Raw genomic sequence first — 24,199 nt, forward strand, 5'->3', positions numbered from 1 at the left:
AGTCAAGCCGTGACGTTATCCATCCATTGCGATAACAAAACCAACAGCGCCAGCCACGATAGCAAATAAGATAACAGCCATTGCAATTTTCCAGGCGGACCAGGGGCGTTCGCCCTGGACACGGCCAGTGCAGCCGTTCACGACAAAGCGATAGGTTTCACCGCGATATTTATAGGCGGCCAGCCAAACCGGTAACAGAACATGTTTGAATGTAATGGCGCTTATTTGCGTATTCATATCGCTGATACGTTGCCGATCACCACCGATGTCAAATTTCACGTCCCGCTCAATCACACGGTTCATAATCTCACGTGCTTCAACAAAACCGTCGTCCAGTTCGACCGTGTATCCTTCGGCGCGAAACCCTGCCAGAAATTCGGGCTGATAAGGTTCAAGCTGCGACAGATCCCAAGGCTGCAAAGCGTCTGTATATCGCTTTGGCAAACTGTGTGATGCCAGAACAAGCACGTCATCGAAAAAGCGACCGACCCGCCCAGACGCACTGGTCCAGCGGACCTTGGCAACCTGTTCCTTACGTCGTTCACCATTCACAACGCGCGTTCGGGTTTCATAGTAAACCGTCCCGCGCTGGCCACGGTATTGGGTCTTTGTATCGGCATCAAAGGTCCAATAGGGCACGTAGATACCATCCATTTTCCGACCCTTACGTGCAAATTCCTGCAATCCATTAGGGGCAAACCACAATCGTCCCAGCCAATTGGTCATCGCTTTGCGTGCGTCGGTTTCATCCAGAATAAAGGGCAGCACACCTTTGGGTTTGATATGGCGATGGATGCCGGTGCCTGTGACAATAGGCGTTGCACAGAATGGGCATTCAGTGGCGTGTGTTGCGCCATCAAATTCCACCTGTGCACCGCAATTATCGCATTGAAGCACACGGGTTTCTTCGATTTCATCATCCGTCAGATCGTGAGCAAGCGCTTTGCGAAAATCCAACTCTTTGATTGAATTGCCCCAGAAACCTTTTTCGCGCAACTGTTCCTGATTACCACAATGATCACAGATCAAAAGACCTTCGCCGGGCGCGAACCGATAGTCTGCGCCACAGTTATCACAGGGAAAGCGGTGTTCCTGAACACCGTCAGCCATTGTGGTTTACGCCCCTGGCGGGGGCGGGGGTGGCATCACAGTGAAAAGCTGCGCCAATTCGTTCACATCTTCGGCTTTCATCCAGCCATCCTGACCTGCGGTCCAAACGAAGGTTTCGCGCGTCAGATTGCCGTCAGATGCCATACGGCCCATATCCGCCTTGGAATAGGGGCCTTTGGTTTGACCGTTTTCCGCAACATGCCAGACGTGTTCGACAGGTGGCGGCGGCGGTGCGGCAGAAGCGGGCTGTTGCCCCCATTGCCCGGCATTATTCATCTGGTTGGCCATTGCCATGCCCATACCCAAGCCCATGCCCGCACTCATTTCGCCACCGCCACTTGGATTGCTGGCAGCTGTCGTCATGGCTTGGGCTGCGGAATATTGTGTGAACTTGTTCAGATCGCCCGTAATACCGATCGACGTACGTTTATCCAATGCCTGTTCCACCGCAGGGGGCAGTGAGATATTTTCGATATAAAGTTCAGGCAATGACAGGCCATAACTTGCGATGGTTTCAGTGATCGCGGCAGCAACCAGCTTGCCCATTTCACCTGTATTGGCGGCCATATCCAAAACCGGCACACCGGATGAGGCCAGTACACGACTGAATTCCTGCACGATGATATTGCGGATCTGAAAGCTGATCTCATCCATCGTGAATTCGCCGTCAGTGCCCACGATTTCCTGCATGAACTTTGCGGCATCCGTCACGCGCACGCTGTAAGTGCCAAAAGCACGCAAACGCACAGGGCCAAATTCCGGATCACGACACATGATCGGGTTTTTCGTACCCCATTTCATGTCATTGAAGCGGGTCGTATTTACGAAATAAATCTCGGACTTGAACGGGCTTTGAAAACCATGATCCCAATGCTGCAGCGTGGTCATGATCGGCATGTTGTTGGTCTCAAGCATGTAAAGACCGGGCTTGAAAACATCGGCCAACTGGCCTTCGTGAATAAATACAGCAGCCTGACCTTCGCGCACGGTCAGTTTGGCGCCGTATTTGATAGCATGCCCTTGCCGTTCAAATCGCCAGACCATGGTGTCACGCGTGTCATCCGTCCAATGGATAACATCGATCAGTTCGCCTTTTAGAAAATCCAGAATACGCATGGATACGCCTACCAATGATAAAGTTTCTATGTCCCCATAAAGCTGGGCATTGTTTGTATTTAAGTCAACATCCTACTGCAAATTCAATCGTTATGACTGGTTGCGGCCAACGATAAGTTCTCGTGCAACCTTTTCTGCAATTGGGCGTGCTTCACGTGCGGTCATTCCACTTTTCATGCGTGGATCATAAAGCATTTTCAAAAGAAATTCGTCATGATCAGTCAGAAGCCCAAATTCTTCGTCATCATTAAAGATAGATGGCCGCGCCAGCGCGCTGTCGTTGGCCAGCCCAAGACCTTGGGCAAGTTCTTCGTGAATGCACGATAGCCGCATCAGATCAGGATGTTCGCCGCGAATGATCGCAATCGCTTTGGAATACGAACTGCTCTCTGCATCGGCAGAAAACGCAAAAACCAGACATAACGTTGACCTTGGCATATCCACGACTGTACGAATGGATGTGTCTGAAATACCCGGTACAATTTCTTTCAATCGCGGGGCAATGGCGCGCCTGTCGTCTTCGTTCAGAAGTAAAACATGAAAGTTTGCAGTATCGTTAGAAACTGATATCGGCACCTTTGTCAGGTTCGATAGACGACTGGAATAGGATATGACGCGATTCATATCCAACGTGCGCTGTGCTTTTGGTATCGTACGTCCGAATTCGATTTTCATACGAATGGGTTGTTCCCATTTTCGCAGACGACTTTCCGTTTCGCGCGCGATCATGATGTCACCAGCGGGGCGGTATTCATCAAAAAGTGCGATCCGGATGAAGTTTTCAACCAGATTGCGCGTGTTGAAGGGGACATCAGGGCCACCGCCATCTTGGCGTAACAGACCTTGTGCGACCAGATCACGCTCAAGCTCATTGTAATGGCGTTCAAGCGCAAAACTTTCGGCAGACCGTCGAATAACGCGTGGCGCAGGCTGAGTGCGCGGGGCGATATTTGCCTCGGCTTCAGGCGGGGTTTCGGGTGCTTCTAGCTGAGTACACCCGGCAGCCCCTATCAATCCCACGATCCCGGCCGTTCGAAGAAATGTTTGCGCCCCCAGCAATGTGTTTAGCCTTGCGTCTGGGTGTCAGCTGCATCCGGACGCGCGCGGACTTGACCAGCGCTTGCGGCGGATAATGTATCGCGCAGTTCGACTTCCATGTTTTGCAGCTCTTTTTCTGCTTCGGCCCGCTTGCGTTTACCTTCATCAGCAATTTGCAGGCTTTCTTCAATCGTAGCGATCAATTCTGAATTAGCGATTTTGACAGCTTCAATATCGAAAACGCCGCGTTCCATTTCCTGGCGAACCTGCTTATTGGCCTCGCGCAGGTTTTTCGCATTTGCCGTCAATAGTTCATTCGTCAGATCGGTGGCATCGCGCACGGCGGCGGCGGCTTCTGACGAACGTTGGATCGTTACAGCTTGTGCCAGTTGGGTTTCCCAAAGCGGAACTGTGTTGACCAGCGTCGATTTGATCTTATTGACCAATGATTTGTCATTTTCCTGGACAAGACGGATCGACGGCAATGATTGCATCGTCACCTGACGTGTTAGTTTCAGATCATGAACACGACGTTCCAGATCGTCACGGGCGGCGCGTAAATCACGTAATTCCTGCGCTTCCATGACCTGTTTGTCTTCGTCAGCGGCTTTGACTTCGGCCTCTTTCGCCGGAATAATCTGGGTATCCAGACGTTTGATTTTTTCTTCACCTGCCGCGATGTAAAGCGCCAGTTCATCATAGAAATTCAGTGTTTTTCCATAAAGCTGATCGAGCGATTCAATATCTTTCAAAAGCGTGTGTTCGTGGCCCAGAAGCTGGTCCGTGATCATATCAATCTGATTTTGCACGCCTTCGAACTTTGCCATGAATTTGGCCGCAGGTGCCACGCGTCCAAGAAGCTTTTCCCACCAAGACAGCTTGCGATTGGTATCCAGTTCGCTGACATTGAACCCCCGAATTGTTGTCACGATTTCACGCAGGCTATCGCCAGCAGGTCCGACATCTTTGTTACGGACATCGGCCAGCATAGATTGGCTGATCTGTTGAATTTCAGACTGCGAGGCGGAGCCAAATTCGATGATCGACTGTGTATTGGACATGTCGATTTCAGCCATACGTTTTTCGATCTCGGCGCTGGATGGCGCATCGGCCTGGTCAAGCGTGATTAATTCGCCTTTGGGTTCGGGCAAAACTACTGCTGTGATCTTTTCTACGTCCTGAAGCGTTGCTTCGGCCTTTTTACGCACATCTTCTGACATCATTTACTCCTTAATTTGGGCTTTAATCTGTTTTCAGCCCTTCACGCTGCAAGCGATCACGCAGCACTTTAATTTCAATGTCCATATCACTACGATCATCAAGTAACATTTTTTCGGTTTTGGCCGCAAAGTTGTCTTCAAGATCGGTTAAAAGGGTTTCATATTCGGTTCGGATTTCCCCATCCCTCTTGCGGGGATAAAGATCGGAAAACTTAATCGTCGCGTCCCGCGCGCCTTTTAGATAAACACTTAGATACTTGCGCGCAGCCGTCAGATCGCGCGGGTCATCTTCGATTGTGCGAAACATCTTGCGGGCGGTTTCGGAAAACCGATCCACCCGTCGTTCTAACGCCCTGTCCCCAAGTCGTTTGATCGCATCGTTCATCGCCACCACATGTTTTTCAGCATCGCCAACAGCCCGTGCGACACGGTCCTGCTGAAAGGTATCGACATCTTCCATGCCCTTGTTGGTCAGCGGATCGATGCCAAAAGCGAACATATGCAGCGCGGTGCCAACAGTGGCAAAGATGATCGGCGTAAGCAGCGTATCAAGCCCTGAAAAACCAGCCAAACCCAAACCCCAGCCCGTCAGGATTGAGGCAAAGATTTTGCGCGGGATTGCAGGGCGCTTGGCAACACGCCGCGCGTCATAGGCTTCGTGGGCCAGCATTCCTTCGCGCGTCAACCAGGCGGCCAGGATCAACAAACCAAACGCAGTCAGGTTCAGGGCAAGACCGACCGGTTCGGACCAGAATGCCCGTATTGCCAAAGGAAAAGGTGCGAAAAACAGCAGATTGACACGTCCGCCGACACGCGTTCGCTTTTTGCCAGTATAGGCATTGGGAACGTCAGCTGGTGTTTCAGATTTTCCATCGGGGCTGAATTTGCCGCCAAATCGTTGCGCCATTACGCCCCCCCGGACAAGGAAACATATAAAATAAAGGCAATGAGCAGAAAAAAAGCAATCTTCTGCAAACCAGTTCCAGACATTTATTCCCCCGGTGTGTGGCACCACATGTGCTTATACATAGGCGATGCCCTTTGATGTTGCCAGATAATTTAGCGTTGTTGGCCTGTCCGGCGTTCTGCATTAAGCTTGCGCGTGTATCCAGATTGCAGAATTTCGACGGCGACCAAGACGATCACAGCGAAGTAGAATGTGGTTTTCGACATTGGGATCAACGGATAGCCAAAGATTTTCAGCTGAAGATCATCATCATGCATGGCGTGTGATGCCGCGACGCCAGCTTCGCCCAATAAGACAACTCCGACGATCAACAGAATAAACAGGCCAAGAACTTCGTACATGCGATTTTTTTCCAAAAACCGCGTAACGCCATCTGCAAGAACAAGCATTGCAAGCCCCGATAGAAGGATCGCTGTCGCAAGGATGGGGAAGACATCCGTGATTGCAATGGCCGATAGAACAGAGTCAAAACTAAAGATCAGGTTCATAAAGACAATCAAAAGAACGACCTGCCGCGCTGACTTGCCGGATTTTGCTTCAACATCCGTATTCAGATGTTCGATAGACAACATGTGGCCGATTTCTTTGACTGCTGTGTAGATGATAAAGATACCACCGACGATAAAGACGCATGTGGCAAAGTTTATCCCGCCTTCCAGAATACCTGTCCAATTGAAGATATAAAACGGTTCGGCCAGCATTTCGATCAGCTGGATCATCACAAACAGCAAGATAACCCGCAAGGCAACGGCGATAATGATCCCCCAGAAACGTACTGCTTTTTGTTGCGCAACGGGCGCGCGTTGGCTTTCGATACTGATATAAAGCAGGTTATCAAATCCCAAAACTGCTTGTAAAAAGCACAGCATCAACAGATTGCCAAGGTTCTCGATGGTCAATAAATCAGCCATAGTCACGTGTCCCAGAAATTATTGTTTAAAAGCAGCAATAACGCCACGGCTTATAAAAGCAACTGTTCTAAGGTAAGATCAGTTCCGTCTTGGTCTGCGTCTTTTGGGCTGTGGCTTTGGTGTTTCGTGTAATCCAAGCTGATCTTTGACCACGCGCTGTTTGATTTCTTCGACCTCGCCGGGTTTCAGATCTGCCAATTGAAACGGGCCATAGCTGATCCGCAAAAGCCGGTTGACCGTGATGCCGACAGCCTCCATTGCACGGCGGATTTCGCGGTTTTTACCTTCGCGCAGGCCAACGGTCAGCCAGACATTTGCGCCTTGCTGGCGGTCAAGACGCACGTCCATCGGTTGATACCGGACGCCGTCGACTGTCATGCCTTTGCGCAATGGCTCTAGCGTTTCGTCTGAGGGCGTTCCCTTGGCGCGAACGCGGTATTTCCGCACCCATCCTGTTGAAGGCAGTTCCAGTTTTCGTTTGACCTCACCGTCATTTGTCAGCAGCAACAGTCCTTCTGAATTCAGATCAAGCCGCCCGATTGACATCACCCGCGGCAAATCATCGGGCAGCGTATCAAAAACAGTTTCGCGCCCCTTTTCATCGCGCGCACTGGTCACAAGGCCAATCGGTTTATAATAAAGCCAAAGACGCGGGGGTTCGGGGTCGGCCAACGGCTTGCCGTCAAAGGCAATTTTATCTGCTGTGGTTACGTTCAGCGCAGGGCTGGTGATTGTCTTACCATTGACGCTGACGCGCCCGGCTTCGATCAGCCGTTCGGCTTCGCGCCGGGATGCAAGGCCAGCACGGGCCAGAACTTTGGCGATCCGGTCGCCCTTGGGTGTGTTTTCGGTCATGATCGCCGATGTAGCGGGTTTTGTTATGTCTTGCCAGCGTATCCTGTTTTGGGGCATTTGCGGATAATGGTCTTTAAAAGTCATATGGATTTAGCGTTAGATCAGGCACGTTTGGCCGCAGATCGGGGCGAGGTGCCAGTGGGCGCTGTGTTGGTCGCGCCTTCTGGTCAGATCGTGGCAAAAGCAGGTAACCGAACACGTGAATTATCAGATCCCACAGCCCATGCCGAGGTTTTGGTATTGCGCGAAGGCTGCAAGGCATTGGGCAGTGAACGTCTGTCCGGATATGATCTGTATGTCACGTTAGAGCCGTGTCCGATGTGCGCCGCTGTCATATCAAATGCACGGATTGCACGGTTGTATTATGCGGCGGCTGATCCAAAATCGGGTGGTGTTGCGCATGGGGCCAAAGTGTTCAGCCATTCGCAATGCCATCACAGGCCAGAGATCTACGATGGGCTTTCAGCAACCGAAGCAGAAGATTTGCTAAAAACATTCTTTGCAAACCGCCGTTAGGGGGGAACCTCAGGTGCGTTTGACTTTTCGGTCAGAGTTTTGCCCATGAAAGCCTGCCGCTCGTGCGCTTCGCTGTGAAGGGCAGGCTCATACTTTTCAATTCGGTTTTCTTCACTACAGCAAATGGCGACTTATATAAGCGGCGGCGGACTCATACGCAAAACGAATGCATCTTCACCAGTTACCTTGTCACACCGAACGATACGGTCAGTGGCGGTGATTTTCTCGGCTAGTATATGAACTTTACCAGTAAACGGCTTGAAACGCACGATTGCTTCAAGAGTATACGCCGGCTGAGCGATGATAGGCTGTATTTACCCAAGCGGGTGTTGTGTTCTTTTAACTGGGCAATATGATCACTCAGCTCATAATCGTGGAAAGCCTTGCAGTGGTTCAAGTTTATTCTGACATCAATATATCTTTGCTTTTTGCAACGATTAACATGGGTTTTGCGTTAGCTATGGGCGCCATCATCGGATCCGAGCGGCAGTTTCGCGGGCGGATGGCGGGGCTTCGGACGAATGCATTGGTTGCCCTTGGCGCTGCTGGCTTTGTTGTTTTTGCAGCACTGTTTCCCGATGATATTAACCCCACACGTGTCGCGGCTCAGGTCGTTTCGGGCATTGGGTTTCTGGGGGCCGGCATCATCTTTCGAGATGGATTTAATATCCAGGGTATAAACACTGCAGCCACGTTATGGTGCTCTGCTGCGGTTGGATTGATTTCGGGGTCTGGGCATCTTGGTTATGCGGCAGTGCTGACATCTTTGATTGTATTTGCGAACTTGGGGCTGAGGCCGGTTGTTCGAAAGTTAAAAAAGGCTGAAATCAGAAACGCACAAGGCTTTCAAACGTATCAGTTAAAGGCGGCTTGTCTTCATAAAGATGGTAAGGAAATTCGTACGATCCTGCTTGGCAGTCTTGGCGATCTGGGGCTTGGCTTGTGCCAGATTGTAAACCGTGGGGACGGTGACACCGCAGAGATCATCGTAGAGGTTCAAGGTATGGCTGCCGATACTGGTAAAGTAGAGAAGGTAATCGGTCAGTTGTCGCTGGATTCCCGTGTTTTACGCGCAAGTTGGAGCACTATGGATGATGACGATATTACAGCCGTTTGAATAGATGACTGGGGTCAGTCCAACCCGTCAAAAACTGCCATCAGCTAGTATAATCGCGTTCAACATCTTATCAAACATGAGACCTGAAAAGTGAATTGATCGCTTTTTCCGGCCAAGTATTCAGCGCTTGTCCTGCTAGGCGATGATAGGCTGGTATTTATCCAAGCAAACGGCGTGCAATCACTTGTGCCTGAATTTCAGCGGCCCCTTCGAAGATGTTCAGGATACGTGCGTCGCACATGATGCGACTGATCGCGTATTCCAGCGCGAAACCGTTCCCCCCGTGAATCTGCAATCCGTTATCTGCGGCAGCCCACGCCACGCGGGCACCAAGAAGCTTGGCCATGCCAGCCTCAAGATCACAACGGCGACCCTCGTCTTTTTCGCGTGCAGAAAAATAGGTCAGCTGGCGTGCAACCATGATTTCGACCGCCATCATTGCAAGTTTACCGGACACCCGGGGAAATTCGATCAGCGATTTGCCGAATTGTTTGCGATCAATGGCATATTGCATGGACACGTCCAGCGCGGATTGTGCGACGCCGATTGCGCGGGCCGCTGTCTGAATGCGCGCAGACTCAAACGTCTCCATCAGTTGCTTGAAGCCTCTGCCCTCTTGCCCACCAAGCAGATTTTCACCTTTTACATGAAAATTATCAAAGGCCAGTTCGTATTCCTTCATACCGCGATAACCCAGTACTTCAATTTCCCCCCCCGTCATTCCATCGGTTGGAAAGGGATTTTCATCAGTGCCGGGTTCTTTTTCGGCCAGAAACATTGAAAGGCCTTTGTAATCGGTCGTGTCTGGATCTGTCCGCGCCAGTAGCGTCATCATTTGAGTGCGTGCAGCATGTGTGATCCAAGTCTTGTTGCCAGTCACACGATAGTCGTCACCGTCTTTCACGGCGCGTGCACGCAGACTGCCCAGATCAGAGCCTGTATTAGGTTCTGTGAAAACGGCTGTCGGCAGGGTTTCTGCACTGGACAGACGGGGCAGCCATTTCTGTTTTTGTTCTTCCGTACCACCGCACAGGATCAGTTCAGCGGCGATTTCAGACCTGGTACCCAAAGACCCGACCCCGATATAGCCACGCGATAGTTCCTCGGACACGACACACATGGCCGATTTCGACATGCCAAATCCGCCGTATTCCTCGGGGATGGTCAGGCCGAAGACACCCATTTCGGCCAGCTCCTGAATGATCTCGATCGGGATCAGTTCATCTTTCAGATGCCAGTCGTGGGCATAGGGTTCGACTTTATCCACGCTGAACCGGCGAAATTGTTCACGCACCATTTCCAGTTCGTCATCCAGTCCGGTCGCGCCAACAGTAATATTGGCTGATTGTTCCTGCATCAGTTCGACAAGGCGTGTGCGCGCAGCTTGTGTATTTCCTGACTGAGTCAGTGTCATGATCGCGGGGACCATCATATCGCGCTGGTCATCCTGGATCAGACCGATATCCTGCAACCGCAGGATTTCCCCCTGGTTCATGGGAATGCCACCATAAATCTGCCAAAGGTATTCACCAAAAGCGATTTGATGGATCAGTTGTTCTGTCTCACCAAACTTATCATCTGCATTCAAGCGTTCTGCCCAAGTCTGCATCTGACGCAGTCCTTCGACATATGTGGCCAGCCAGGCAAATCCGTGGGCCGCTGTCTGATTTTCCTCGATCAGGTGTCCAGACACCCGACCATTTTCGATGACGTGTGCCTGCAATGCCGACTTGGCTTTTTCAAGAATTGCTTCGATCGGTGCAATGGACGCAGCCGTTAAAGCCAGCAAATCAGGTAAAAGCGCAGTATTGGCTTTGTGCATATCCTGTCCGTCGTGTGCCATGAATCAAGTCCTTGTATAAGTTGATCCTGAGATAAGATGTTTGCAAGTGCGGCGCAACAATAATTCAATAAAACGTTAAGTTAAGCACGAAAATGTCGCATAAATTTTTGCGATGCAGCGAGATTCAAAACTGGCTATGACGCTTGAATGGATATGTTTTTCCCAATGATTTCGGTCACAACGTTTGTATTTGCCTTTCTGATCGCCTTTGTCGCTGGATGGGTGAAGGGCGTTGTTGGGTTTGCGATGCCGATGATTATGATTTCAGGGCTTGCATCAGTCGTGGAACCACAGTTGGCGCTTGCCGGGCTAATTTTGCCGACACTCGTTACAAATACCATGCAGGCGCTGCGCCAAGGAATTGCGCAGGCTTACAAAGCCTTGCGCAAGTTCTGGGCTTTTCTACTGGTCGGCTTGGTCTTTTTGCTGGCCAGTGCTCAGCTGGTTGCGGTTTTGCCGACGCGGTGGTTGTTTTTGGGGATTGGCGTGCCGATCATCCTGTTTTCAGCCGCGCAATTGCTGGGATGGAAGCCGTCACAATTGACGCAATCGTTTCGTTTGGATGCAATTGTTGGGGCATTTGCTGGTTTTATCGGTGGATTGTCGGGCATATGGGGGCCCCCAACGGTAGTATATCTGACGGCCCTTAATACCCCAAAAGAAGAACAGATCCGGCTTCAGGGGGTTATCTATGGTTTGGGTGCGTTCGCCTTGTTGGGCGCGCATTTTCAGTCAGGCGTAATAAGTGCAGAAACATTGCCATTTTCGGCAGCCTTGATCGTGCCAAGTGTCTTGGGCATGTGGTTGGGTCTGAAAGTGCAAGGCAAGATCGATCAGAACGCCTTTCGAATGGCGACGCTTGTCGTTTTGCTGGTAGTCGGACTAAATTTGGTCCGCAGGGCATTGATGGGCTAGCGGATGAGGACAGAAGCCCCGGATCACATCCGGGGCAACATATGGTTAACCGATTGCCGCTGCTTTCACATCATCATCAATGAACGGCACATATTGCGCAAAGTTTTCGGCAAACATTTCAACCAACTTCTTGGCTTGCGCATCATAGGCGGCCGTGTCAGCCCATGTGCTGCGTGGGTCCAAAAGGCGGGCATCAACGTCCGGCACAGTAACGGGCACTTCAAAGCCAAAGTTATTGTCTTTGCGGAAGGTAGATTCGTTTAGTGACCCGTCCAATGCCGCAGTCAAAAGCGCGCGTGTGGCCTTGATCGGCATCCGCGATCCCGTGCCATACGCCCCACCGGTCCAGCCCGTATTCACCAGCCAACAAGTTGCGCCGTGCTTTGCGATCTTGTCACGCAACAGATTACCGTAGGCTTCGGGTCTGCGGGGCATAAAAGGCGCACCAAAGCATGTGCTAAATGTTGGTTCTGGTTCAGTCACGCCGCGTTCGGTGCCCGCAACCTTGGACGTGAAACCCGACAGAAAATGATACATCGCCTGTGCAGGCGTCAGCCGCGCGATGGGGGGTAAAACGCCAAAAGCATCGCATGTCAGCATGATGATATTCTTGGGATGCCCGCCAAGCGCCGTGTCCGATGCGTTTGAGATATAGTCCAGTGGATAGGCACAGCGCATGTTTGCAGTCAGGCTGTCATCATCAAAATCCAGCTCAAGCGTTTCTTTATCAAAGACCATGTTTTCAATGACAGTGCCGAATTTTTGGGTCGTGGCATAGATCTCTGGCTCGGCTTCGGGATTTAGGTTGATAGTCTTGGCGTAACATCCGCCTTCAAAATTAAAGGTTCCGCGGTCAGACCACCCATGTTCGTCATCGCCAATCAAGGTACGGGCGGGATCGGCAGATAATGTGGTTTTACCGGTCCCCGACAGACCAAAGAAAACAGCTGTATCCACAGGATTGCCATTTGCATGATTAGCAGAACAATGCATCGGCATAATTCCCTTTTCCGGCAGCAGATAATTCAGCAGTGTGAAGACCGATTTTTTGTTTTCACCTGCGTACTCTGTCCCGCCGATCAGGATCAGCTTTCGTTCAAAGTTCATGGCAATGACAGTATCGCTGCGACAATCGTGTTTGGCAGGATCTGCTTTGAAGGTCGGGCAGTTGATTACTGTGAAGTCAGGGGTAAAGCTGTCCAGCTCTGCCCGGTCGGGGCGGCGCAACAGATGGCGGATAAACAGACCATGCCATGCCAGTTCTGTGACAACACGAACGTCCAGCCGGTGGGCGGGATCGGCGCCACCGAACAGGTCTTGCACAAAATAATCGCCGCCCTTCATATGGGCGAGCATATCGTTATAAAGGGCATCGAAGCCTTCGGGTGACATGGCCGCGTTGTTATCCCACCAGATATGCGGCTCAACCGAGGGTGTCTTGACCACATGTTTGTCCTTGGGGGACCGCCCGGTGAATTTTCCAGTGGTGACAAGAAATGCCCCACCGTTGCCCAGGGTGCCTTCATCGCGCTGTAAAGCCGCCTGAATAAGCGCAGGTTCTGTCAGATTATAGCGGACGGTTTTCAGCCCGGTGATCCCTTGATCTTCCAGCCTATGGTCTGGGTTGACGCGTCCGATAATCATATTCTGTCTCCTGTCATCGCGCAAAAACAAGCGCGTTTGAGGTTCCATTAACATGATGATTTATCAATTGAACAGGATACAAAACGCAGTTAGCGCAACCAACCGCAGGTTAGCGCAATCACTGGCGGATCCTTGCGTTAAATTGACCCAAGGACGCTTGTTTCAGGGCGCTATATGAAAAGACTGCTGGGCCGAATCGCACTTAACAGTTGCGTCTTATTCAGAAAAACGTGACATTGGCCAAACAGTCGAACCCAAATGAATTGGGCTTTAAAGAGGAAGAAAATATGTCGAAGATCGCGTTGGTTGATGACGACAGGAATATTTTAACGTCCGTGTCGATCACCCTTGAGGCAGAGGGTTTTGAGGTTGAAACCTATAATGATGGCCAATCAGCGCTGGATGCTTTCAACAAAAAGCTTCCCGATATTGCGGTTCTTGATATCAAGATGCCGCGCATGGATGGTATGGATCTGTTGCAGCGTTTGCGTCAGAAAACCAAGATGCCAATCATCATGTTGACTTCAAAAGATGATGAGATTGACGAAGTGCTCGGGTTGCGAATGGGGGCTGATGATTATGTCAAAAAGCCATTTTCACAGCGTCTTCTGGTTGAACGCATTCGGGCGCTTTTGCGCAGACAGGATGCGCTTGAAACGAACGAGGTCGGGCAAACTGAAGAAACTAAGATCATGGTGCGCGGTGAACTCAGCATGGATCCACTAAGACACTCGGTCAGCTGGAAGGGCCGGGACGTGTCGCTGACGGTCACAGAATTTTTGCTACTTCAGGCTTTGGCGCAGCGCCCTGGATTTGTAAAAAGCCGTGACCAGCTGATGGATGTGGCCTATGATGATCAGGTCTATGTGGATGATCGGACAATCGACAGCCATATAAAGCGACTTCGCAAAAAGATGCGTACCGCCGATAATGAGTTTTCCGCAATCGAAACCCTTTATGGGATCGGATACAGATATAACGAAGAGTAATGGCTCTTTCACCGAAGATCGACGTACATGACTTAAATTCCGTCCGCGACGCCGATGTTGTTTTGGGCGATGATTTTGTTGCGCCAGAAGGATCGGTTGATAAAGAATTGCGTGCTAGACGCGAACGTCGCCGCGTTGTGTCGATCAACAGATCACCTTTGGCGCGGAAAATTATCACATTCAATCTGCTTGCGCTGATTTTGCTGGTTTCGGCTGTTCTTTACATGAACCCCTCACGCGACAACCTTGCGTTTCAACGTGCATCTGCCCTTGTAGGCGAAGCCGAGTTGATTGCAGATGTCTTTGAAGCACAAATTCCGGATGGGCAGCTGGTCAACCTGGATGTCAGCGCAATGGTTGATGTAGACAAAACACTTGTCGGCCTTGATTTGCGCAATGCAATTGATGTGTACGTGTTTAGCGGAAATCAGCAATTGTTGGTATCTACCATCGGAATGGAACGCACTGGATTAACCCAAATTGATGGCCTGACTTCTAATATAAAAACAACGTTTATTACGGATTTCTTGAATTCTGCCTGGACTGGTCTGACAAAGATTCTTTCGCCGATTTTGATCCAGGAACCTGATCTGACATCCGAACAACAAGCACGGTTGCTTTTGCGTGACGCGCTTCAAGGTGTGACTAAGGTCAGTGCTGGTCGTGATAAATTCGGTTTGACAGTCTTTACCGTTGTCACCCCGATTTTTCACAACGAAACAATTATTGGTGCTGTTGCCATCAGCAGTGCGACGGGCGAAATTGATTTGCTTGTTCGCGCAGAACGAGAACAGGTTTTACAGATATTTGTCATCGCGATGTTGGTCTCAATAGGTCTCAGTCTTGTTTTGGCTTCGACTATTGCCAATCCGCTGGCTGATCTTGCGGCTGCGGCTGAATTAGGGCGTGATCGGAATGCGCGTAAAATGTCACCGGGTCGCATCCGTATTCCTGATCTAACGGCTCGCCCCGATGAAATTGGTCGTTTGTCGGGTGCGTTGCACGGCATGGTGGGCGCCTTATACGACCGTATTGAAGCCAATGAACAGTTTGCGGCAGATGTCGCGCATGAGATCAAAAATCCACTGGCCAGCCTTAGATCAGCTGTGGGTACAATGCGTGTTGCCAAGCGCGAGGATCAGCGCGACCGTTTGCTGGATGTAATCGAACATGATGTGCGCAGATTGGATCGCTTAGTTAGTGATATTTCAAATGCATCGCGCTTGGATAGTGAGCTGGTCAAAGAAGAAGAAGAGACGTTTGATTTGATCAATCTTCTTCGACGCCTAAGTGATCATTTGGGCAAGGAAGCACAGGAAAAAGGTGTCGAATTCGTTATTGATCTGCCCGACAAGCCAACGCGAATACAAGGCTTGGAAGAACGCTTGGCACAGGTTTTTGTTAACTTGATTACAAATGCTGTTTCCTTCTGTGAAAACGGCGATGCAATACGTATTTGGGCCCGCAAACGCGAAAACCGTGTGTTGGTCGTGGTCGAAGATACAGGTCCAGGTATTCCGGAACAGGCACTGACAAAAATATTCAAACGCTTCTACTCGGAACGTCCTGAAGGACAATTTGGTAACAATTCCGGTTTAGGCTTGGCGATTTCAAAGCAAATTGTCGAAGCACATGGTGGTGTGATATGGGCAGAAAACATTCGTGCAACCGAAGGCGATGGATCGTCAGCGTCGTTAGGCGCACGCTTTGTCGTGGGCTTGCCGGTTTAGACGGCGATATCGCCAATGTCTGATACCCCTTTTCGTGGAACAACGGTTGCATTCAATCAATACGCCTTGACGATCATTGGGGTATCGGGGTCGGGCAAGTCATCTCTTGCGTTGCAAATGATGTCTTTGGGTTGCCGGTTGGTGTCAGATGATTACACTGTTTTGAAAAAATCAGGCGATGCTTTGATAGCAAGTGCCCCGTCTTCCATCAAAGGAAAGATCGAAGTGCACGGGATTGGCATTTTAGCCGCCAAGACCATTGATGAGGCAAAAGTTATTGGAATTATCGATCTTGACCTAACAGAAACGCAACGATTGCCTTTGCTGTGCTATAAAACAATTGATGGGATTGCCATTCGTCTTTTTCACAAAATCGAGGGGTGCCATTTTCCCGCCGCTCTTTTACAATACATAAAGTCATACGGTGATAATCAGGATCACATGTGATGGATCAATCTGCTAAAGAAACGAATGGGAACAGGATTGTTCTTGTCACGGGCCCATCTGGCGCGGGACGTTCTACAACAATCAATGTGTTGGAAGATGCCGGGTTCGAAGCCATTGATAATCTGCCGCTTAGTTTATTGCCACGACTGCTAGATGGTCCGCCACTATTGCGCCCCATGGCTTTGGGCATTGATGTGCGTAATCGTGATTTCAGCGCAACAGCCTTGATCGAGATGATCGATAAGTTGCGCGACATGCCAAATCTGACCAGCGAGCTTTTGTATATCGATTGCAGAACAGATGTTTTGTTGCGCCGCTATTCTGAAACCCGCCGCAGACACCCGATGGCACCAGGGGAAAGCCCTGAACAGGGTATCACGCGCGAACTTGATCTTTTGGCCCCGATCCGTGCGCGGGCAGATGTTTTGCTGGATACGTCTAATCTGACCCCACATGATCTGCGCGCCGACATCGAAAAATGGTATGCGCCCGGCGGAATTGTGCAACTGGCAATCTCAATTCACTCATTTTCCTATAAACGTGGTTTGCCACGCGGCATTGATATGGTCTTTGATTGTCGGTTTTTACGAAACCCCTATTGGGATGAATCACTTCGCGCAATGACAGGGCAGTCCAGTCAGGTTGCTGATTACATTGCTGCAGATGATCGGTTCACACCGTTTTTTGATCACGTCAACAGCCTTGCACAGATGCTGTTACCTGCCTACATCGATGAAGGAAAAGCGCATTTTTCAATTGGCTTTGGCTGTACCGGAGGGCAACACAGATCTGTTGCCGTGGCGGAACAGCTTGCAAAGGCACTTGCAGACGCGGATTGGCAGGTGTCTATAAGACACAGGGAATTGGAACGTCACGCCGGGGCAGCTGTGGCACAGGAAAGGTAAGACCCGTTTGATCGGTATTGTGATTGTTGCGCATGGTGGGTTGGCTAAGGAATATCTTGCCGCCGTTGAACATGTTGTGGGTAAACAGCCCAAAATGCGCGCGATATCCATTGACAGCGATGATGATCGTGGACTGAAGCAAGACGAAATCTGTCGCGCGGCTGATGATGTTGATACAGGCGACGGTGTTGTGATTGTGACTGATATGTTTGGTGGATCGCCGTCAAATTTATCTTTGCGTGCCTGCGGACCCGAAAACAGACGTATTTTATATGGTGCAAATTTGCCGTTATTGGTTAAATTGGCAAAGTGTCGGAACAGTAATGTTGATGATGCCACGGAAAAAGCGCGTATTGCAGGCCGTAAATACATTGACACACTAGATGTGAGTGCCAAAGAACAGTCTTCATGATTAGTACAAACGCCCGTGTTTTTGAAATTGTCAATGAAAAGGGGCTTCATGCCCGCGCTTCTGCCAAACTGGTCGAGGTTGTTGAAGCCCATGATGCTGATGCTGATGTGTCAAAAGATGGCTTGAATGCATCAGGCGACAGTATAATGGGTCTTTTGATGTTGGCAGCATCGAAAGGAAGTTTTATTAAAGTTGAAACTAGCGGGCCCGAAGCCCAGAAACTAGCGGATGCGCTTGAAGCGCTTGTTGCCGATAAATTCGGCGAAGACGTTTGACGCGGCGCAAGGTACAGGTGACACACTTTGGTCGACAGCTATCAGGATATAACAGTGCGCCCTGAAGATGACCCGGATTTTGTGCCCTATGACAAGCGCAGGCTTTCTTATGCGAATACATTTCGCAATCCGTGGAAATCAAATCTGATCCGGACGATGGAGTGGGCAACGGGCAAGTTGACCTTATTGCGTTTGATCCGAAAGTTTGAACGCATTGGTGCGCCACACGGACAAGCGTTCTGGCGCCAAGCGTTGGACCTGATGGGTATTCCGCTTCTGACGCCGCAAAATCAAATTGAACACATCCCCGCATCGGGTCCTGTGATAATCGTGGCCAATCATCCGCATGGCCTTGTGGATGGTATGGTTCTGGCTGATCTGATTGGACGTGTGCGTACAGACTATAAAATCCTGACAAGGTCTCTGCTGACAGGCGTTGAGGAAATTGAGCAATTCATGATCCCTGTGCCGTTTCCTCATGAAGAGGATGCATTGAAGAAAAACTTAGAAATGCGCAAAGACGCGATGGATCATCTGAAGAAAAATGGCGCAATCATTCTTTTTCCATCTGGTGTTGTCGCATCTGCAAAAACCATGTTCGGTCCCGCGATTGAGGCTGAGTGGAATCCATTTACTGCAAAGATGATCCAACGATCCGGTGCGACTGTGGTGCCCGTTTATTTCCCAGGGCAAAATTCACGCCTGTATCAGATTGCCAATAAAATCTCGGCCACGCTGCGGCAGGGATTGCTGATTTATGAAGTTGTCCACGCGTTGAACAGGCCGCAAAGCCCTGTTGTTGGCGAACCGCTTGATGGTGATGAGATCAAAGAATGGTCGGACAATCCGCGCGGGTTTGTAAGTTGGCTACGCGATCACACTTTAGGCCTTAAACCATAAAGTATCATACACAGGCTTGCTGAGCGCTGTCTCGTATTGTTTGAATACTTGGCAAAGGTTAGGCACTGCTAGCGCGTTGGCACTGGTACATCACCACGATAATCATAAAAGCCGCGATCCGTTTTACGGCCAAGCCACCCAGCTTCAACGTATTTTGTCAGCAAAGGGCAGGGGCGATATTTTGTGTCTGCAAGACCGTCGTGAAGCACATTCATAATCGCAAGACAGGTATCCAGACCTATAAAATCAGCCAGCTCAAGTGGGCCCATTGGGTGATTGGCGCCAAGCTTCATGGATGTATCGATTGATTTGACCGATCCAACACCTTCGTAAAGGGTATATATCGCTTCGTTAATCATGGGCATCAAAATGCGGTTCACGATAAAGGCGGGAAAATCTTCGGCTGTGGCTGAGGTTTTTCCGAGTTTTTCAACAACTTTCAAACAAGCATCAAAGGTTTGGGCATCGGTGGCAATCCCACGGATTAGCTCAACCAGCTGCATAATGGGCACAGGGTTCATAAAGTGGAAGCCCATGAATTTTTCAGGTCTGTCTGTGCGTGACGCAAGACGGGTGATCGAAATAGACGACGTATTCGATGTCAGTATGGTGTGTGGCAGTAAATGCGGTTGAAGATCTTCAAAAATCGCGGTTTTGATCGTCTCGCGTTCTGTTGCGGCTTCGATCACCAGATCACTTTGCCCAAGATCGGGTAGCTTCAGGGTTGTCGTAATGCGCCCCAATGCATCATTTTTCTGGCTTTCGGTGATTTTATCGCGGCTTACCTGACGGTCCAGATTTGCGGAAATCAAGGCTTGGGCTTTATCCAGGTTATCCGCGCTGACGTCATTCAAAAGGACATCATATCCTGCCAGCGAAAAGACATGAGCGATGCCACTGCCCATCTGCCCTGCGCCAACAACGCCGACTTTTTGGATTTCCATAATCACGTCCTTTAGCCTGTTTGCGTGCAACTATGCCCAGCTGGGGACCGGCTGCAAGGGCGAATTACGGGGTTCGGGTGGCTGTCAGTTCGATATTCACCTGAACCTCAAACGCCAGGTTGCTGGCATCGCTGATATTGTCGCCAATGCCAAAGGTGCGACGATCCAGCGTCGTTCTGCCGGTCATGTCTGCGACATCACCATCAACGGTTAAGGTGAATGGAAAGCTGATCGGTGTTTCGACATCTTTCAGCGTCAAAACCCCATCAGCGACATATATCCCATCATCCTGGGACGTAATGTCGGCTGTGAATGTCGCGGTCGGAAAGTTTTCGGCATTGAAAAAATCTGGTCCAAGCGCTTGGCCCGTGACTGACCCAAGGCTAAGGGACGGGATTGCGACTGTTACTTCGACATCGCCCGCCGGTGTAAACGGATCTTGTGGTTCAAAATTGATCGCGGCGGTCCAATCGGCAAAGCTGCCTGTCACTTCATTACCGAACTGCGTTACAGATATGCCTAGTGTTCCGGTTTGAACCTGCCAGCCGGTTTCAACCTGATCAAGCTGCGCAATGGGGGCAGACGTACTGTGATCATGTGCGAAAAGCCCAAGTGCCATGCCAACACCCAAGGCCGCAACATAGACGCCTATGGCCGTCACAAACGGTAAGATCACCCCTTTGTGCTGTGCAGTGTTAGCGGTTTGTGCCCGGCCCGGTAACATCCGGCGCAGGGTGGCGTCGCGGTCAACAAAATGATGTTTCAGCGCACCTGCGACATGCAGCAGGAAGGCCAGCACAAGCACACGTTCAAAAATCATATGCAGGCTGGCAAATGTATGTGCGATACTGGGATCCTTAGGTACAAAAGGCAGACTTTGGCCAAAGGGCCACCATATGGGTGCAAAACCTGTGGTCGCCGCGTGATGTATCCAACCTGTCATGGGCACAAGCACTAAGGATGCGTAAAGTAGCCAATGCACAGTTGCGGCTGCGAAGTGTTCAATTGGTTTATGGCTTGCCAGGGGGGCGGGTTTAGGTTGGGTGATCGTCCAAAGTATACGCCCCAGGGCCAGGAAAAAGATCGTTACGCCAATTGTTTTATGCATTGAAAACAGAAATGCGGCCAATTCCACTTGGTCTTGTGTTGTCGCGATCGACGGATCTTCGATCTGATGGGCTATGTTATGGCCGATCACGCCAAGGGGGATCACCGTCAGGATCAGCAAAACGATCGCCCAGTGAAAGGACTTTGCCAAAGTTCCATAAGATGTTGTCGTGTTCGAAAGTGCCATAAGTCTACCCTTAACCAGTTATGGCCAAGGTAACCTGTTCTGAAACATGTTCAAACCAAAGTTCTGCACATGGTATGTGCAGAACTTTGTACCAGCTTAGGATGGCGCAGGCGTGCCACCACCAGGATTTGTCGGGTCTTTTGATCTGACAAACTTCATTAGTATTGTCCGCAGTGCGTTGAAAATTGGCCAGGATAATGTGCCCATCATCATTACGATACCCAAAGCAAACATTTTCTTGGACAATGGCGCTGCGCCATCTGCATAGGCCAGGATTTGATCTAAAACCGGCATTGGGCTTGATCCCCAATCGCCGGACAACGTGAAAGACCATGCCGGGCTGGATAGAAAAAACATCACAACCGAAGCGACCCCGACCTTGGACCAATGCGTTTTCCCGTTCAGTTTTAAAACGCAAGCAACCATGACGCCGAATGCGAAAACGCACGCTGCTAAAACAATAACAGCCAATTCACGACTCATATCTATGCCCGCAAAGCTGACCAGAGTTTGCAAAGCCCCTTCGATATTGGCGTCTTGGGGGGTGATGACAGTTCCAGCTGTAAGTTGTTCAGATGAAATTGTGGGTGCCATATCTAATTTCCTTTCCCACTCTTATTGTTGTGTAAACAGGTTGCTGGGACGCGATGCTTTGCCCCATTCTGTCCATCCAAGCGTTGCTTTTGACGCATTAACTGCGCGTGGGTTCTTGATCTGAATCCAGCGTATTGTCTGGTTATTCTGCCAGATGTCGACATAGTCGCCGACAATCAGCGTATTTGGCAGCCGCATGGTTGCAGGTTGTACAACGAACCCGTTGCCACTTTTGGGGTCGGGTTTAAGTGGATGAAGGGCAATACCACCACTTTCAACGCGCAAAGCTGCTTTGGCACGGGGCATTTGTGTAAAAACAGCGTTCGGAGGACCAGAATAAAGAACCACATTTTGGCGTGGTGTGATCATCATTCCTTTGGGGGAGGGCAAGACCTTTTCGGCAATCGCAACTTGTGTAAATAACATAAAAAACAGCAATAATAAGCGTTTCATAGCAATCTCGATTCTAAAATAAATTTTGCAAAAATAAAAAATGAATGAGGCTTGATATCATAGAATCGCAAAAGCTCCAAATTTTATCCTGACCATTGCCCGTACAGGGCGCGCTTGTTAGACCGCAGTGGGACAGGAGGAGTTTGATGAAAGCATTCGTATTTCCGGGCCAAGGGGCCCAGACGATCGGAATGGGTAAAGCCTTGGCCGATGCATACCCTGCATCCAAAGCGGTGTTTGATGAGGTGGACGATGCGCTGGGCGAAGCCTTAAGCGTATTGATCTGGGAGGGTGATCAGGACCAGCTGACACTGACCCAGAACGCACAACCCGCGCTGATGGCAACATCTTTGGCGGCTGTACGTGCCCTTGAAACCGAAGGCGTGACCATCGATGCTGCATCTTTTGTGGCGGGCCATTCCTTGGGTGAATATTCGGCACTGGCCGCAGCGGGTGTTTTTAGCGTTGGTGACACGGCCAGACTTCTGCGCACACGCGGATTGGCCATGCAAGAGGCGGTGCCAGTCGGTGTCGGTGCCATGGCGGCTTTGCTTGGTCTTGATTTTGCGACGGCCCAGACCGTTGCTGATGAAGCATCACAAGGTGAAGTTTGCCAAGCGGCTAACGACAACGATCCCGGTCAGGTTGTCGTATCTGGCCATAAGGCAGCAGTTGAGCGTGCAGTTGAAATCGCCAAGGAAAAAGGGGCAAAGCGCGCAGTTTTGTTGCCAGTCAGCGCCCCGTTTCATTGCAGCCTGATGGAGCCTGCTGCGAAAATCATGGCAGATGCCCTGTCAAATGTGAACATGAATGCACCCGTCGTACCATTGGTTGCCAACGTTCTGGCCAGTGATGTCAGTGATCCAACCACAATCAGATCGTTGCTTGTTGAACAGGTCACAGGATCAGTGCGTTGGCGCGAATCTGTGGAATGGATGGCAGGCAAGGGCGTGACCGAAATATGGGAAATTGGGGCAGGCAAGGCTTTATCGGGCATGATCAGGCGTATTGATAAATCTGTTGTTATGCGTGCAATTGGCACACCAGATGATGTCAAAGCCGCAATTGAAAGTTTAAGCTGAAGGGACGAACATGTTTGATCTAAAGGAAAAAAATGCGCTGATCACGGGGGCGTCGGGTGGAATTGGCGGCGATATTGCAAAGATGTTGCACGGGGCAGGTGCCACTGTCGGGATTTCGGGAACACGTGTTGAACCGCTTGAGGCATTGGCCGCTGAACTGGGTGAGCGCGTTCATATTCTGCCCTGTAATCTTAGCGATGCCGAAGCGGTCGACGCGCTACCCAAACAGGCGGCCGAAGCGATGGGATCAGTGGATATTCTGGTCAACAATGCTGGTATTACCCGCGATAACCTGTTCATGCGCATGTCAGATGACGAATGGCAAAGCGTGATCAATGTAAACCTGACGGCGACCATGAAACTGTGCAAAGGCGTGTTGCGTGGAATGATGAAGGCACGTTGGGGTCGGATTGTGAATATCAGCTCGGTCGTGGGTGCAACGGGTAATCCAGGACAGGCAAACTATGCTGCGTCCAAAGCAGGTATGGTTGGTATGTCAAAATCCCTTGCCTATGAGGTTGCCAGCCGTGGTATCACCGTCAATTGTGTGGCACCTGGCTTTATCACTACTGCAATGACTGACAAGCTGACCGATGATCAAAAGGATGCGATTCTCAAGCAAGTCCCCGCCGGTCGCATGGGCGATCCTTCGGAAATTGCATCGGCTGTTTTATATCTGGCCAGCGCTGAAGGTGGCTATGTCACAGGCACCACACTGCATGTGAATGGTGGCATGGCAATGCTTTAGAAATAAGCTGATCCCCTGATTTTTGATACATCTGATAGGATGTGCAAAAGTGGGGGAATTGCAGTATTGACTTGAAACTTGGCGCTGGAATAGGCACGTACTGCAGACTGTTGCCGCTAAGTTGAAAGCGTTTGCCTTCGCGTATTGTTGTGCTATAGGCGGCGCAGATTGGCC

The 24,199-nt window shown here is 50.4% G+C and carries 25 protein-coding genes; 12 read left to right on the plus strand and 13 right to left on the minus strand.

Annotation, left to right across the window (positions count from 1 at the left end):
- Nucleotides 1-15 precede the first annotated feature (15 nt).
- The 7 genes from HRQ87_RS06665 to HRQ87_RS06695 form a co-directional block, all read right to left on the minus strand.
- Nucleotides 16-1,110: a TFIIB-type zinc finger domain-containing protein gene (locus HRQ87_RS06665; RefSeq protein WP_174136563.1), complete on the minus strand. Its 1,095-nt coding sequence runs from the start codon at nucleotides 1,108-1,110 to the stop codon at nucleotides 16-18.
- Nucleotides 1,111-1,116: 6 nt separating this feature from the next.
- Entirely contained in the window at nucleotides 1,117-2,226 is a 1,110-nt protein-coding gene (locus HRQ87_RS06670; protein ID WP_174136565.1) for an SPFH domain-containing protein, read from the minus strand.
- A 90-nt stretch (nucleotides 2,227-2,316) separates the two neighbouring features.
- The gene (locus HRQ87_RS06675) at nucleotides 2,317-3,246 is read right to left on the minus strand and encodes a DUF2927 domain-containing protein (RefSeq protein ID WP_343035161.1); all 930 of its coding nucleotides are present in this window, start codon (nucleotides 3,244-3,246) and stop codon (nucleotides 2,317-2,319) included.
- Nucleotides 3,247-3,290: 44 nt separating this feature from the next.
- Complete coding sequence (locus tag HRQ87_RS06680; RefSeq protein ID WP_174136567.1) at nucleotides 3,291-4,484, minus strand: toxic anion resistance protein; 1,194 nt, start codon at nucleotides 4,482-4,484, stop codon at nucleotides 3,291-3,293.
- Between the two features lie 22 nt (nucleotides 4,485-4,506).
- On the minus strand, nucleotides 4,507-5,391 hold the full coding sequence (locus HRQ87_RS06685; protein ID WP_174136569.1) for a 5-bromo-4-chloroindolyl phosphate hydrolysis family protein: 885 nt from the start codon (nucleotides 5,389-5,391) through the stop codon (nucleotides 4,507-4,509).
- Between the two features lie 152 nt (nucleotides 5,392-5,543).
- On the minus strand, nucleotides 5,544-6,362 hold the full coding sequence (locus HRQ87_RS06690; protein ID WP_174136571.1) for a TerC family protein: 819 nt from the start codon (nucleotides 6,360-6,362) through the stop codon (nucleotides 5,544-5,546).
- A gap of 78 nt (nucleotides 6,363-6,440) precedes the next feature.
- On the minus strand, nucleotides 6,441-7,217 hold the full coding sequence (locus HRQ87_RS06695) for a pseudouridine synthase (RefSeq protein WP_174136573.1): 777 nt from the start codon (nucleotides 7,215-7,217) through the stop codon (nucleotides 6,441-6,443).
- A 66-nt stretch (nucleotides 7,218-7,283) separates the two neighbouring features.
- Between HRQ87_RS06695 and HRQ87_RS06700 the strand changes: the two genes are divergently transcribed.
- Together HRQ87_RS06700 and HRQ87_RS06705 are read left to right on the plus strand one after the other, a co-directional pair.
- Nucleotides 7,284-7,733, plus strand: coding sequence for a nucleoside deaminase (locus HRQ87_RS06700; RefSeq protein ID WP_174136575.1), 450 nt, complete (start codon nucleotides 7,284-7,286; stop codon nucleotides 7,731-7,733).
- 352 nt (nucleotides 7,734-8,085) lie between these two features.
- Complete coding sequence (locus HRQ87_RS06705) at nucleotides 8,086-8,850, plus strand: MgtC/SapB family protein (protein WP_174136576.1); 765 nt, start codon at nucleotides 8,086-8,088, stop codon at nucleotides 8,848-8,850.
- Nucleotides 8,851-9,007: 157 nt separating this feature from the next.
- Here HRQ87_RS06705 and HRQ87_RS06710 read toward each other — a convergent pair whose 3' ends face one another.
- Nucleotides 9,008-10,693, minus strand: a complete 1,686-nt coding sequence (locus tag HRQ87_RS06710) for an acyl-CoA dehydrogenase family protein (protein ID WP_174136578.1) — start codon at nucleotides 10,691-10,693, stop codon at nucleotides 9,008-9,010.
- A 147-nt stretch (nucleotides 10,694-10,840) separates the two neighbouring features.
- Between HRQ87_RS06710 and HRQ87_RS06715 the strand changes: the two genes are divergently transcribed.
- Nucleotides 10,841-11,608, plus strand: coding sequence for a sulfite exporter TauE/SafE family protein (locus HRQ87_RS06715; RefSeq protein ID WP_174136580.1), 768 nt, complete (start codon nucleotides 10,841-10,843; stop codon nucleotides 11,606-11,608).
- Between the two features lie 45 nt (nucleotides 11,609-11,653).
- Here the strand turns inward: HRQ87_RS06715 and HRQ87_RS06720 are convergent, their stop codons facing one another.
- Entirely contained in the window at nucleotides 11,654-13,252 is a 1,599-nt protein-coding gene (locus HRQ87_RS06720; RefSeq protein WP_174136582.1) for a phosphoenolpyruvate carboxykinase, read from the minus strand.
- Nucleotides 13,253-13,539: 287 nt separating this feature from the next.
- Here HRQ87_RS06720 and HRQ87_RS06725 point away from each other — a divergent pair, with 287 nt between their 5' ends.
- Genes HRQ87_RS06725 through HRQ87_RS06755 form a run of 7 tightly spaced genes read left to right on the plus strand, consistent with a single transcriptional unit; the run spans nucleotide 13,540 to nucleotide 18,910 of the window.
- Nucleotides 13,540-14,241 carry a response regulator transcription factor gene (locus HRQ87_RS06725; RefSeq protein ID WP_174136584.1) on the plus strand — a complete coding sequence of 234 codons (702 nt, stop codon included), beginning with the start codon at nucleotides 13,540-13,542 and terminating at the stop codon, nucleotides 14,239-14,241.
- Nucleotides 14,241-15,971 (plus strand): sensor histidine kinase, encoded by a 1,731-nt coding sequence (locus HRQ87_RS06730; protein ID WP_174136586.1) that lies wholly within the window; start codon nucleotides 14,241-14,243, stop codon nucleotides 15,969-15,971. Before HRQ87_RS06725 ends, HRQ87_RS06730 begins: the two co-directional genes overlap by 1 nt.
- Nucleotides 15,972-15,986: 15 nt before the next feature.
- Entirely contained in the window at nucleotides 15,987-16,418 is a 432-nt protein-coding gene (locus HRQ87_RS06735) for an HPr kinase/phosphorylase (protein ID WP_174136588.1), read from the plus strand.
- Nucleotides 16,418-17,323 carry an RNase adapter RapZ gene (rapZ, locus tag HRQ87_RS06740; protein ID WP_174136590.1) on the plus strand — a complete coding sequence of 302 codons (906 nt, stop codon included), beginning with the start codon at nucleotides 16,418-16,420 and terminating at the stop codon, nucleotides 17,321-17,323. Before HRQ87_RS06735 ends, rapZ begins: the two co-directional genes overlap by 1 nt.
- 7 nt (nucleotides 17,324-17,330) lie before the next feature.
- Nucleotides 17,331-17,735 carry a PTS sugar transporter subunit IIA gene (locus tag HRQ87_RS06745; RefSeq protein WP_174136592.1) on the plus strand — a complete coding sequence of 135 codons (405 nt, stop codon included), beginning with the start codon at nucleotides 17,331-17,333 and terminating at the stop codon, nucleotides 17,733-17,735.
- Complete coding sequence (locus tag HRQ87_RS06750) at nucleotides 17,732-18,010, plus strand: HPr family phosphocarrier protein (RefSeq protein WP_174136594.1); 279 nt, start codon at nucleotides 17,732-17,734, stop codon at nucleotides 18,008-18,010. Before HRQ87_RS06745 ends, HRQ87_RS06750 begins: the two co-directional genes overlap by 4 nt.
- 27 nt (nucleotides 18,011-18,037) lie before the next feature.
- Nucleotides 18,038-18,910, plus strand: a complete 873-nt coding sequence (locus tag HRQ87_RS06755; RefSeq protein ID WP_217430403.1) for a lysophospholipid acyltransferase family protein — start codon at nucleotides 18,038-18,040, stop codon at nucleotides 18,908-18,910.
- 68 nt (nucleotides 18,911-18,978) lie between these two features.
- Here HRQ87_RS06755 and HRQ87_RS06760 read toward each other — a convergent pair whose 3' ends face one another.
- The 4 genes from HRQ87_RS06760 to HRQ87_RS06775 all read right to left on the minus strand — a co-directional run bounded on the left by HRQ87_RS06760 (nucleotide 18,979) and on the right by HRQ87_RS06775 (nucleotide 22,195).
- Nucleotides 18,979-19,854 carry a 3-hydroxybutyryl-CoA dehydrogenase gene (locus HRQ87_RS06760; RefSeq protein ID WP_174136596.1) on the minus strand — a complete coding sequence of 292 codons (876 nt, stop codon included), beginning with the start codon at nucleotides 19,852-19,854 and terminating at the stop codon, nucleotides 18,979-18,981.
- Between the two features lie 64 nt (nucleotides 19,855-19,918).
- A complete protein-coding gene (locus HRQ87_RS06765; protein ID WP_174136598.1) occupies nucleotides 19,919-21,148 on the minus strand; it encodes a cytochrome b/b6 domain-containing protein in 1,230 nt (409 codons plus the stop codon).
- A gap of 96 nt (nucleotides 21,149-21,244) precedes the next feature.
- A complete protein-coding gene (locus HRQ87_RS06770) occupies nucleotides 21,245-21,742 on the minus strand; it encodes a hypothetical protein (protein ID WP_174136600.1) in 498 nt (165 codons plus the stop codon).
- 21 nt (nucleotides 21,743-21,763) lie between these two features.
- Entirely contained in the window at nucleotides 21,764-22,195 is a 432-nt protein-coding gene (locus HRQ87_RS06775) for a hypothetical protein (RefSeq protein WP_174136602.1), read from the minus strand.
- A 146-nt stretch (nucleotides 22,196-22,341) separates the two neighbouring features.
- Here HRQ87_RS06775 and fabD point away from each other — a divergent pair, with 146 nt between their 5' ends.
- Nucleotides 22,342-23,277: an ACP S-malonyltransferase gene (fabD, locus tag HRQ87_RS06780; RefSeq protein WP_425501523.1), complete on the plus strand. Its 936-nt coding sequence runs from the start codon at nucleotides 22,342-22,344 to the stop codon at nucleotides 23,275-23,277.
- 10 nt (nucleotides 23,278-23,287) lie between these two features.
- Complete coding sequence (gene fabG, locus HRQ87_RS06785; RefSeq protein ID WP_174136606.1) at nucleotides 23,288-24,025, plus strand: 3-oxoacyl-ACP reductase FabG; 738 nt, start codon at nucleotides 23,288-23,290, stop codon at nucleotides 24,023-24,025.
- Nucleotides 24,026-24,199 lie beyond the last annotated feature (174 nt).

Origin of the sequence: Parasulfitobacter algicola (assembly GCF_013315265.1) — a bacterium.
GTDB lineage: Bacteria > Pseudomonadota > Alphaproteobacteria > Rhodobacterales > Rhodobacteraceae > Parasulfitobacter > Parasulfitobacter algicola.